The organism is Romboutsia sp. MSSM.1001216sp_RTP31141st1_G3_RTP31141_220114, from assembly GCF_039031195.1.
Lineage (GTDB): Bacteria > Bacillota > Clostridia > Peptostreptococcales > Peptostreptococcaceae > Romboutsia_C > Romboutsia_C hominis.
The window spans coordinates 557,932-570,832 of the sequence record NZ_JBCIUO010000001.1 but is presented as its reverse complement, the minus strand read 5'-3'; the positions used below and the strand labels follow the sequence as shown (position 1 = coordinate 570,832).

At 27.8% G+C, this 12,901-nt stretch carries 11 protein-coding genes; all 11 read right to left on the bottom strand.

The window, feature by feature from the left end:
• Positions 1-6 precede the first annotated feature (6 nt).
• A complete protein-coding gene (locus tag ABCP60_RS02955; RefSeq protein WP_343101205.1) occupies positions 7-831 on the bottom strand; it encodes a hypothetical protein in 825 nt (274 codons plus the stop codon).
• A gap of 102 nt (positions 832-933) precedes the next feature.
• On the bottom strand, positions 934-1,833 hold the full coding sequence (locus ABCP60_RS02950) for a D-alanine--D-alanine ligase (RefSeq protein ID WP_343101434.1): 900 nt from the start codon (positions 1,831-1,833) through the stop codon (positions 934-936).
• A gap of 284 nt (positions 1,834-2,117) precedes the next feature.
• Positions 2,118-2,825: an MIP/aquaporin family protein gene (locus tag ABCP60_RS02945; RefSeq protein WP_166505228.1), complete on the bottom strand. Its 708-nt coding sequence runs from the start codon at positions 2,823-2,825 to the stop codon at positions 2,118-2,120.
• A gap of 126 nt (positions 2,826-2,951) precedes the next feature.
• On the bottom strand, positions 2,952-3,386 hold the full coding sequence (locus ABCP60_RS02940; protein WP_271891827.1) for a heme-binding protein: 435 nt from the start codon (positions 3,384-3,386) through the stop codon (positions 2,952-2,954).
• Between the two features lie 15 nt (positions 3,387-3,401).
• Entirely contained in the window at positions 3,402-3,758 is a 357-nt protein-coding gene (locus ABCP60_RS02935) for a glycerol dehydratase reactivase beta/small subunit family protein (protein ID WP_343101204.1), read from the bottom strand.
• 10 nt (positions 3,759-3,768) lie between these two features.
• Complete coding sequence (locus tag ABCP60_RS02930) at positions 3,769-5,586, bottom strand: diol dehydratase reactivase subunit alpha (protein ID WP_092926340.1); 1,818 nt, start codon at positions 5,584-5,586, stop codon at positions 3,769-3,771.
• Positions 5,587-5,608: 22 nt separating this feature from the next.
• A complete protein-coding gene (locus ABCP60_RS02925; RefSeq protein ID WP_195237064.1) occupies positions 5,609-6,031 on the bottom strand; it encodes a diol dehydratase small subunit in 423 nt (140 codons plus the stop codon).
• A gap of 20 nt (positions 6,032-6,051) precedes the next feature.
• Positions 6,052-6,615, bottom strand: a complete 564-nt coding sequence (locus ABCP60_RS02920; RefSeq protein WP_092926344.1) for a propanediol/glycerol family dehydratase medium subunit — start codon at positions 6,613-6,615, stop codon at positions 6,052-6,054.
• 13 nt (positions 6,616-6,628) lie between these two features.
• Positions 6,629-8,293, bottom strand: coding sequence for a propanediol/glycerol family dehydratase large subunit (locus tag ABCP60_RS02915; protein WP_166505226.1), 1,665 nt, complete (start codon positions 8,291-8,293; stop codon positions 6,629-6,631).
• Between the two features lie 181 nt (positions 8,294-8,474).
• Positions 8,475-9,479 carry a PocR ligand-binding domain-containing protein gene (locus ABCP60_RS02910; RefSeq protein WP_166505225.1) on the bottom strand — a complete coding sequence of 335 codons (1,005 nt, stop codon included), beginning with the start codon at positions 9,477-9,479 and terminating at the stop codon, positions 8,475-8,477.
• A 135-nt stretch (positions 9,480-9,614) separates the two neighbouring features.
• Positions 9,615-12,839: a DEAD/DEAH box helicase gene (locus ABCP60_RS02905; RefSeq protein WP_343101203.1), complete on the bottom strand. Its 3,225-nt coding sequence runs from the start codon at positions 12,837-12,839 to the stop codon at positions 9,615-9,617.
• Between the last annotated feature and the right edge of the window lie 62 nt (positions 12,840-12,901).

Sequence of the window (12,901 nt, the reverse complement as noted above, 5' to 3'; positions counted from 1 at the left end):
TTTTTATTAATTATTTAAAATCCTATTTAAAAGGAAAGTTATAACTAATGTAACTAGTGAAAATATTAGTCCAATCATTAAAAAAGATATTGTGTATATGTTAAATTTTATAATTAAATCTAATGAAAAAATACTTTCATTTTTAAATATTGTACTAATTATAGTTAGAATTAAAGATATAATGTAGCATATAACTAATCCATTTAAACTTCCTTGTATATCTTTTTTACTTAATGTCATATGAGTTGAAATAGAGTAAACTAATATAAGCATTATTATATGACTAATTCTAAAAATATCTTTAGTTAAAAACATACTATCTATTATTACTTTTGTTTGTATTAATAAAATATTTATTATACTATTTATATCTATATTATTTAAACTATTTAAATAATCTATGACATTTATATTATTTATAAGATCATTATAAGTATTAGGAGTTAAAATCATCATTATTAACCATATTAAAGCTGTTCCAAATATCATAGGTGCTATTCCTATAAAAAAATCACCTACCCTTTGATACAAACTATTTGATTTATAAGAGTGCTTAACGTATCCAAATACCCCATCTGAAAGTGCTTTTTTAGGTCTAAATAATTTAAAATCAACTATTTTATGATTAAATATTTTTGCCATTATCATATGACTTAACTCATGTACTACCGTTCCTATATATCCTGTAATTACTAGTCCTTTAAATCCAAATGTAGATACTATAAGTCTTTCATTTATAGTTTGAATTACATTAAATATAAGGCCAAAAACTATAAAAGTACCTAAAACTGAAAATAAATTTTCAAGACTAGTTATTAAAATTTCTATCATTTACTTTTCTCCTTATTTAGTTTTTGTTTAGATAACAAATATAGGAGGAACGATTCGTTCCTCCTTGTAGTTTTAGAATTTATAAAATTTTATTAATAATTTTTAAGCTAGTGAATATTCTATTATTTTATCTATTAACTCACTATACTCTATACCTCTTGCTTTTGCACTTTGAGGTATTAAGCTAGTAGCTGTCATTCCTGGTAATGTGTTAAGTTCTAAAACGTAAGGTACTCCTTCACTTATTATAACATCAACTCTTACATAAACTCTACAATTAAAAGCATCCCAACATTTTTTAGAAACTTCATTTACTTTCTCTTGTAAATCTTTATCTAAGTATACTACTTCTTCTTTTGCACCTTTTCCATCTTGTGAGTATTTAGCTTCATAGTCAAAGAATTCATTTTCTGTTTTTATAGATATTGTTGGGAATACTTCTCCATTTAATATAAATGAAGTGTATTCTTCACCTTTTATATATTTTTCTATCATGGCTTCTTTGTCATACTTTAATACTTCTTTAACTGCATCATATATTTCACTTTTATCTTTTATTAAAAATGTAGCTACACTAGAACCTCCGCTATTTGGCTTTATAAATAAAGGATAACCTATTTCTTCTATTTTATCGTAATCTATTTTATCTAAGTCTTTTATAGTAGTCCAAGGAGCTGTTGGTATGTTTCCTTCTTTTAATATTTTTTTACTCATGTTTTTATCCATACATAAACCACTAGTTAAAGGTCCACATCCTGAGTATGGTATATCCATTGCTTCAAGTATTGCTTGAACTGTTCCGTCTTCTCCAAATTCTCCATGTAATGCAAGTAGTGCAAAGTCTAATCCTTTTGCTTTTTCAAATATATCTTGTTTTGAATCTAATATTACTTCTACTACTTCATATTTGCTTTTATCTATGCTACCTAGTATTCCTCTTCCTGATTTTAGTGATATTTCTCTTTCTGAAGATACACCACCCATTATAACTCCAACTTTCATCATTTTATCCATCTCCTATATGTCAATTAGTTCTTTTCTTGTTTATATTAAGATTATATGATTAAATGAACTTTATTTAAAGTACCACATATATATAACTTTTAAGTAGTAGTGGTACCACTGTTATTTTCATATAAAAAGCCATATATAAGTATGAATATATTTCTACTTATATATGGCTTTTATTTAAATTAATATTATTTGCAAAGTTATATTAAGCATTATTTAGTTTATTTTTATTGCTAATGCAACATTTATTTTAGTATATACATATATATTTAACATTAAAATATCATATTGTAAATAAATGCTGAAACTATAGCTCCACATATAGGTGCTATAACTGGTATTGGAGCATATTGCCAGTCAGAATCTCCTTTATTTGGAACTGGTAGTATAAAATGTGCAAGTCTTGGCCCTAAATCTCTAGCTGGATTTATAGCATATCCTGTAGGTCCTCCTAAACTTAAACCTATGCCCCATACTACTATACCTACTGCAATCGGACTTATTCCTTCAGCTAATGGATATGCTCCTATACCTAATATTGCAAACATTAATATAAAAGTTCCTATAAATTCAGTTATAAAGTTTGACTTTAAGTTTCTAACTTCTGGAGCTGTACAAAATACACCTAATTTAATACTTTTATCTTCAGTTAATTTAAAATGATCATAATAAGAAATTAATACTAATGAAGCTCCTATAAATGCTCCTATAAATTGTGCTATTAAATACATTGGAACATCTTCCCACGGAAACTTTCCAATAGATGCAAGAGCTAATGTTACTGCTGGATTAAAATGAGCTCCACTTATATTACCAAACATAAATACTGGTATGGTAACTGCAAATGCCCACCCAGCTGTTATAGATATTATTCCACCATTTACACCTTTTGTTTTTTTAAGTATTACATTAGCTACGACTCCGTCTCCTAGTAATACTAATATCATCGTTCCTACTAATTCTGCAAAAAATCTTAAATCCATAATATTTCTCCCATTAAATTCCCCCCTCATTTCTGAAGGGGGATAATACTAGCTAATAATGATATATAAGCCATATTTATTCTAGCTTATAAATTCTCACAAATATCAACTACTTGTCTTATGTTATTAGCTATTAACTTTATGAAAAGCATCAACAGCAGCTTGTGCTATTAATCTATCTTCTTCTACTGATCCTCCACTTACACCTACAGCTCCTACAACTTGTCCATCTACTACAATTGGTAGACCTCCACCAAAAGGAACTATCCTAGCATTGTTTGTAAGTTGAAGTCCATATAAAGATTCTCCTGGTTGAACAACTTCACTTATCTCATGAGTTCCTTGTCTTAAACAAGCAGCTGTAAATGCTTTGTTTATTGATATTTCTATACTTGTTATAAAAGCATCTTCCATTCTATGCATTAACATAAGGTTTGCACCTTTATCAACTGCTGAAAATACTACAGGTACATTTATTTCTAAAGCTTTTTTTTCTGCTGCTTTAGCCATTTCTTTAACTATTTCTAAGCTTAATTCTTTGTACTCATTTAATTTTTTCAAAGTAACTTCACCTCTTTATATTTTTTTAAGTTCAATTCCTTTAACTAATCTTGCTCCGTTAGCTCCTAGGTTTCTAAATACTTTTAACTCTTGGTTAAAATCTATGCAAAATAATGGTTTATCTTTTTTTAATTTATTAGTGGTTAAAATTATCTTTTCTTTATTTATACCAATGCCTATAGATAACCTAGATTTTAAAGATGCTTCATGACTTAAGGTTTCACAGTCATCAAATTCCATTTGTTTTACTATATACGGAATTTCTTCTTCTTCTATTCCCCACAAAACTTCTTTAAATTCATCTATATCTGTATCAGCTGAGTGATATACATATATACTAGGTGTATCTAAATCATAACTCTTTATAATCATAGCTTGCTCCTTATTTAGATGCTAATATAAGTCCTGTTGCTACTGCATTTCTTGGACCTTCTATTCCTCTTATATTTCCTCTACCTGCTACAACCCCATAGTGAGATAGTGCATCAGTTATAAGTTGTGGTACTTCAAAGTCTAGGGATGAGCCTCCAACTAATACTACAAATTCAATATCTCTAATATTGCCTGTAGGAGACACTATACTAAGTGATCTTAGACAGTTAGTAACAAACACTTTTTCTTTAGCTAATCTTCTTATATTTTTTATTTTTTCAACTGAATTTTGACCATCTATAGGAATCAGTTCATTATCTTTTATAATTACAACTTTTGCAAAAACTGATGGGTCTAGTGGTTTTTCAAAAAATTCTACACTTCCATCTTCATGTCTTATATTAAATAGCGATTCTACCTTTGCTAAAGAATACTTCTTTATATCTTCAGCTGTTGAAAAATCTTCAAGACCAAGTTCTGATTTTATAAGCATAGTTACCATATTTCCTGCACCTGCTAAATGTATTGATTTAACTTCACCTTTATTGTTCATTATAGAAGCATCCGTTGAACCTGCTCCCATATCAAGTATTGCAAGAGGTACGCTAGTACCTGGAGTTGTTAATGCTCCTTTTATAGCAACGTCAGCTTCTACTCCACCAACTTCTACTTTTATCTTTAGCTTTTCTTCAAGTTCATCTGCTATCATTTGCATTTGGAGTTTATCTGCTTTAACCATAACTGCTATTCCTACTGCATTTTCCATTGAAAACTCTTTTGCAAGTCCACCTTTTACGTTTTGTGGAGTAAATGTATCTACCGCTAATAAATCTTGAATCTTTATATCTGATATGTTTTGATTAGTAAGCTCACTCATTACTTGCCTTACTCTTTCAATCATTCCACCTGCATTAGTTCCAGCTTCACCTTTTATATCACAAACTGGTAAACTTAAATTAACTCCATCCATTATCTTCTTAGCACCTTGGTCAACATCAACTATTTCTTTTCTTCTTTCCCCTTCGATAATTATCTTACCAGCAGGAATTTTTTTCTCCTTAACATCCCCTTTAGGAGTCTTTATAACTACTGCAGATCTATTTCCTATAAGGGCTCTAGATATAGGAACAATCATCTTAGTTTCTTCAGAAGTTAAATTAAACACAGTCGCTATTCCATAAGGATTTGACAACTTATCTATAACCTTTCCTTGCATAGCAACTTCAACTGCACATAGCATTCCTATAGGTACTTTTTCAAGTAGAGTTACTTCATCTACTATTGGTATTTTTTTATCTAACCTATTATTTATTAATACTGCATCATCTCTTTGAACAATGGCACCAGTTATATTTATTCCTCTTTCAACTGCAAAATTTATTCTATATGATGCTTCTAAAAAATTTATATCTTCTAACACAAGAGGAATATAACTTTCTTTTAAATCTATATCTTCTAAATTCTCTAAATCTCTTATATCTATGGTTTTACCTATACCTAAACCTTCTCCACCAGGTGTAGCTGGGTTATGCCCTATCATAGTTGATTCAGTTATTATAGTTTCAGTTATAGTTTCCATAGCTACATCTCCTATAACTGGAGCTGCTTCATTTATTTTTACTAAATCTAAATCTTCCATTTTTAGCTTTGCATTATTAAGAGCAATATTTAAAGATGAAATTACACCATTTATATTCTCTTTTGTTCCTTTTATTCCACTAGTTGGGACAATACTACTAGAAATAAAATCTACTTTATCATCATAAACTTTTGCAAGTGCTACTTCAGTAGTAGCATTTCCAATGTCTACACCTGCTATTATTTTCATTTTGCTTACATCCTTTTATTTATTATTCTATTCTTAGTTTTTTTCTAACTTCATAAACCTCTGCCGCTTCTCTTATAAAGTCTGCATTTACTTTAGCGTCATAAATGTTTTCAAGTTCATCAGCTATTTCAAGTAATTCTTCTTTTGTAGATCTAAAAGGTCTTAATGCATTATATATTTCTAATATTCTTTCATCAGGAACACTTATAAGTTCACCTGCTCTTCTAAAATTTCTTGCTATTGCATTTCTATTCATTCCTTCAGCTATTTGAGCTTGCATTTCTAAAGTTTCTTTAGATATTCTTATATCTTCAGGCTTTATATCTTGTGACATAACACTTTCTAATGTTATATCTTCTAGTTTTTTACCTGTTGGAGTCTTTATAAGATTTGGTATCTTAGTTGCTAAAGGATAATCCTTAGGTGTTATTCTATTTTTTTGCATGAAATTTCTCCTTTCTATAATTAGAATTTAACTTTTATCTCATTTGGTTTTTTATTTTCTATAATATGTTTCGTTTCTTTTATATGAAGTAATGCAGCTATTGCCATAAACTTAGGTCTAGCCATTTGATCATTTTTAGTTGGTACTGGATTTGGTGATTCTCCCTTTGCGTATTTTGCTGCATTTTTTCCTATTGCTCTAAAAGTATCTAAATCTAAAAGAGGTGCTTGTGGAAAAAGTTCTACATTGTTTAGTGGAAGTAAATCCTTTTGATGTATAACTGTTGTTCCTTTTGATTGAATACCTATACCAATTCCTGAACCACTTAATTTAGCAGCATCATTTGCCATAAATGAGACATCAGAGGTTCTTAGTATTCTAACAACACGAGCATGTAATCCCTCTTCTTCTATACCTGCTATAAGTTCTCTTAATACTTCATCATGTTTTATATTAACTATAGTTTTAGTTTGATATTTTAAAAATGCAGGTCCTATCCCTATAACTACTTCATCTGATCTTGTTCCAACACTAGCTTCTCCCATTTCTTCTATTTGAAGAGTTGGCATTATAAACTTATCCATCTATATCAACTCCTTAATCTATATCTTCTGGTTTTATTACATTAGGTATATTCTTTATTTCATTCCATCTTTCTTCACTTAATCTATATCCAGTTCCAGGACCTTTATAGTCATTAATGTCATTAACGGCACTTATAACATCAAAGTTTTCATCTAATATAGCTGATGTTTGTAAATAATCACCTGTAACTCTTTGCTTAAGCATGTTTAATACATTATTTGCAACATCATCAAATCCATGTTTACTTAATGCTTTAACTATATCAAGTCCAGTTATTTTATTTTTTAACATTTCTTCTGCTGCTTTTAAATCTTCAACTATGTTTCTTTCTGGCATATCTTTACTTCCATGTGCATAAGTTGCAGCTTCTACCTCTTCATCAGTTACATCAGGGAATCCTAATTCCTTAAATACTGCTTGTATAGCTTTTGCTGCTTTATTTCTAATAGCTATTATTTCCTCTTCACTTACTGGTCTAAGTCCACCATCTACCATTAAATCTCTTTGAAGTATATTATAATCATCAAAATCTTCTGCATCAAAGTTTGATCCAGCGAACATATTATCATAGTTTGGAACTGCACTATATCCTGAGAATATAAAGTCCGTTCCTGGAAGCATTTGCATTAAAGTTCTCGCAGTTCTTCTTATATCAGAATGTGAGAATGTTTGATCATTTGCAGATGCTACTTCTATATCTAACATAGATGCAATTAGATTTTCTGCAAGTACAGCTCTTATTCCTGATGGAACAGCTCCTGTCATACCTATACAACTAACAGCTCCATTTTGAAGTCCTTGAACTCCAGCACCTTTAGTTATATATATACATCTTGCTTCTAAATAAAGCATTGATTTACCTTCTGCATATCCCATTAATGCTTCTGATCCTGTACCTGATGTATATCTCATTTTTAATCCTCTTGAAGCATAAGCAGATGCTAAAAATGCTTTTGACCAAGGTGTATCATCTCCATCTGTAAATACTGACTCTGTTCCATATACTGAAACTGTTTCAGCATAACTTGTAAGACCTCTCATTCCTAAGTCAAGTTCTGTAGCTTCTTCAACAGAACATTGAGTTAATATCCCTCCACGGCCAACTTGAGAACCTACAAGTATAGCTAATGCATTAAAAGGTGCATATCTAACTATTGCAACAGTAGTTTCTTGTTCTGAAAATCCTCTTTTTGCTGCTTCTGCTGCATCTGCTGCTATTTGAACTGGATTATCTTTTAGATTAGTTACATGGCATTGATTTGACGGAGTTTTTCTTGCTCTAGTCTTTTGAAGTGCCATCATCATCTCAACAACATTCATATGAGATACAACTTCAACAATCTTAGCAGGTGTTATAGCTGTACTTATATCAACTATTTCCTCTCTTGAAACATTTATATCTACTAATTTTTTAGCTATTTCAACTGAATCTAAATTCATGTATTCTTCTGCTTTTTCTAAATTTATAGCGTAGTCTGCTATAAATCTATCTATCATATCAAAATCTTCTCTTTTTTTACTATCTAACTCAACTACCTTACCATTTTCTATCTTTATAGAAGGCTTTGGATCATTTGGGCTACCCATTGCTATTAATCCTTCATCTGCCCACTCTCCAATAAGACCATCTTGATTTACTGGGCGCTTAGCTAAAACTTCAAATCTTTTTGACTTCATATTCTCATCTCCCTTAGTTAAATCGTTTTCTCGGTTTCACTTGTTATAATTTTAACTTATTTTTATATTTATTCCATTACAATATTTTGCCTTTATATGTGATTTTTTTATCAATTTATATGTATTTAAATAAGATTATTTTGTCTTTTATATATTTTTGAATAAAAAAATAGTCCTATATTTAAATAGAACTATTTTTAATATGTAAATCTCTATATTTTTTTGGGGTAATGTTTTCTGACTTTTTAAATACTCTTATAAAATAACCACAATCTTCAAATCCAAGATTTATTGCTATGTTATTAATTGGCTCATCTGTACTTACTAGTAATTCTTTTGCTTTAGATATTTTTTTAGAATTTAAGTAGTTTATAAAATTTAATCCAGTTTCTTTTTTAAATAACTTACTAAAGTAACATTGGCTTAAATTGCAAACAAGTGATATCTTATCCAAAGTTATATTTTCATTTATATTATTATCAATATATTCAATAGCTTGTATTATAGGTGACTTAATTTCATTTTCTTCGTTAATCTTTAAATTAACATTTTCATCTATGTTTTCTTCTTCTATTTCTATATTCACTTCTTCTAATTGGTTTTTCTTATTTTCTTCTTTTAATTTATGACTAGCTTCATTTAATGACATTTTAAGAATTGCTTCTTCCACTATATAGTTACTAATATGAAACATCATTTGTGCTATGGCTTTTATCTTCGTAATACTAACAACAGGTAAGTTTTTATATTCTTTTTCTAGCTCTTTTTTTAAATCTTCACCTAAATTATCAAAGTCTTTATTTACCCGTACAATTTCTTCTAATTCGATATTTTCATTATCTTCAAGTAGAACTTGACCAGCCATAACAGCACCTAAGTATTGATCTTTAACTATTATTGGTGCAGCAAAGTCTACTAAACCTTTATGGCATATATATATATATGAATTTTTCATTCTTACAGATTCTAGTCCACCTCTTGAATCACATTTTTCACAAATGGCTGAATATCTATCTATTTTTCTAATCATAGAACAAAATTTAGTACAATTACTATGATTTGTTATTGCCTTTCCCTCGTAATTAACCATTATTATAGCTATTCCTGTAGCTTGTGCTATATCATCTTGTATTTTTTGGAATGATTCTATGTTTATTATTTTTTCTAATGATAATGTATTGTTCAATGTGACACATCCTTTTTACATTTTATAGACTCTTTTTATGTCTTTATTATATTGTTATGTGCAAACTTTTTCAATACCTTAATACTAAGCATACTAAATAAGGAGGAACAATTCGTTCCTCCTTTAATGTTTCATCTATAAACTAAATAGTTCATTAATATCCTCTTCACGTAAACTAGATAATAATGAAGAGTTATTCATATCACCACTTATAATATTTTCAATTAAATCTTTTTTATCATCTTGAAGCTTTATAATCTTTTCCTCAATAGTTCCTTTAGCTATAAGCTTTATGACTTCTACAACATTTTTTTGACCAAATCTATGTGCTCTATCAGTTGCTTGGTCTTCAATAGCTGGATTCCACCAAGGGTCAAAATGTATAACAATATCTGCACTTGTTAAGTTAAGACCTGTTCCTCCTGCTTTTAGGGATATTAAAAATACCTTATTTTTATCACCTTCATTAAATTCATTAACAAGGTTTATTCTCTTGTTTGCACTAGTTGAACCATCTAAATAAGAATAATTTATATTCTCTTTATCTAATCTATCTCCTAGATTTTTAAGTACTGATGTAAACTGAGAAAATAGTAATATCTTATGTCCTTCATTTATATTTTCTTTTATTAATTCTAAACAAACATCAATTTTAGAACTTCCACCACTATAGTCTTCTATTAGTATAGATGGGTCTAGACAAAGCTGTCTAAGCTTTGTTAAATATGAAAATATAGTTATTTTATCTTGTTTGAACTCTTCATTTTCCCTTTTTTTGTTTATGTCATTTACAAGTGCTGTGTATGCTTTTTTCTGAGGTTTGTTCATTTCAACGAAGAACTTCTTCTCAATTTTTTCTGGCAATTCTTCTAAAACATCTTTTTTAAGTCTTCTTAATATAAATGGATTTATCATTTTCTTAAGTTCATCTATATTTTTATTATCGCCTTTTATAAATTTTTCTTCAAAAGACCTTCTATTGAATAAATATCCTGGCATTAAAAAGTCAAATATAGACCAAAGTTCTATTAAATTATTTTCAATAGGTGTTCCAGTTAAAGCAAATTTAACCCCTGCATTTATATTTTTAACACATTCTGTGTTTTTAGCAAATGGATTTTTTATATTTTGAGCTTCATCTATTACTAAATAATCAAAATACATTTTTTCATAATACTCAAAATCATTTCTAAGAGTTGAATATGTAGTAAGTACTACATCTACTTCACTAATTTCCTTAAATAATTTAATTCTTTGATTTTTATCTCCATGCATAATTAGTACTTTCATACTTGGAGCAAAGTTTTCTATTTCATCCTTCCAGTTATGCACTAGGGAAGTTGGAGTTATTATTAGACTTTTTTTATTTTCCTTTGAAAGTAAAAAAGATATTGTCTGTATAGTTTTACCAAGTCCCATTTCATCAGCAAGTATACCACCAAATTCATAATGATTCAAAGTGTTAAGCCACTTATACCCATCTATTTGATAATCTCTTAATGTTGCATTTAAATTTTTAGGTTCTTTAATATCTATACTATCAATAGTATTTATTTTATCTGATATTGATTTTAAATACTCTTTACCGTTTATAAATTCTAATTCATCATTTTTTAAAAGTTCATTTAAATATATAGCTTTGTTATTATTTATCTTTAACTTACTACTACTTATATCTTTACTTAAATCACCAACTAATGTATCTAATAATTTAAAAAATTCTTGTGCTTTATCATCTTTTAAATCTATTATAGTATCATTTTTTAACTTGTAAAATCTCTTCTTTTCCTTAAATGCTTTTAATATTTTTTTATACTCTTTTTCATCGACATTTTCAATATTAAAGTTAATTTCTAAGTACTTTCTATCGTTATTTTCATTTATACTTGCATTTATATTTGGATTTATTATATTATATTTAAATTTATCAGAATAATAAACTTCACCAATTTCTTTTAGTTCTCTTATTTTATCGCTTAATAATATATATAAATCAAGTTCACTTCCTACAAATACAAACTTATTATCAGTTTCTTCTTCAAATTTTAAATTATTTAAAACTTCTTTTATATTATTTTCTTTGTTAACATCTCTTATTATATAATAATCTTTATTTTCTTTTTCATTACCATATATAAATTTTAAATCAAGAATTATTAAATCTTTTTTTCTATCTAAGTAAATCTTAGTATTTAAATCTTTTCTTATCTTTTTACTTATGTTTTCATCAATTGATACATTTAAACTAGCTTGTTCTAACTTTGGTATTACTTTAGTTATAACTTCTTGTGCTTTTGATTTATCAAATTTTATACTATTATCTTCTTTTAAATGCTTATAAAAGTGCTTATATGAACTATATTGATTTATTGAAGGTAGGTATATATCTTTATTGTATAAAAATACATCTGCCTTTTCATTTAAAGGAATTGGCATATTTTCATCACTACTTATAACTAATTTATCATTTTTATCTTCTATATTAAAAGATATTGGTAAGTCTTTATAAAGTATATTAGGTTCATATATTATGTCGTCTATTTTTATCTTAATTCTTTTATTTCCTAAAGTAGTTAAAAATCTTTTTAAAGAGTCTCCAATTATATTTAAAATTTTTCCCTCTATTAATTCTATTTGATCTTTATCTTTTTGTAATACTTTAAATTGTTCGTTTATAGTTACCATTTCATCTATATATGAAGCTATTGCCTCATCTTGTGATGAAAAAGTATGTTTTTTAGGCTCATATTTAAAGTCTTTTCCATAAGTTATGCTACTTCCAAATTTTCTAGCTTCTGTAAAATCGCTTAGGCTTTTTAAAACATACATCTTGTTTTTTCCTATCTTAAATTCAACTTTTGCATATTGTTGATTTGTAGATGTATCTATTAATACCTCTAGATTTATTTTTTCTTCAGTCTCTATACTTTCAAGTATCATATCTTGTGGAGTTTTCTTTTCTATTATATCTATTGTTTCTATACTTTTTATATTTTCATGTAAAGTTTCAAGTGGAAACTCTTCTTTTGATTGTTTTATATCATAAATAGCTTCTAAAAATGTTGCTACTAAGTGTTTACACATATATGGATGACTATTAGACTTTTTATTTTTAATATAATCATCACATGTGCAAGAGGTATCTTCAAGGGCTAAGTTTTCTAGATTTAAAGCTAATTCATTTTTATAGTCTATATATGCCTTAGATCCTTCTACTACTGAATGTATGCATATATATTTACCTTCTATAAATATATTTAGGTTGTATACATTTCCTATTTCATAGTATTCTTGTCCTCTACTCCATCTAGTTATATTAGTAATTTTTTTTGCATTTGAATTTATTTTATCTAGTATCACGAATTCACCCCTAACTACCTTTTACTATTTTGTATTATATCATACATTGTATTCTTTAATAC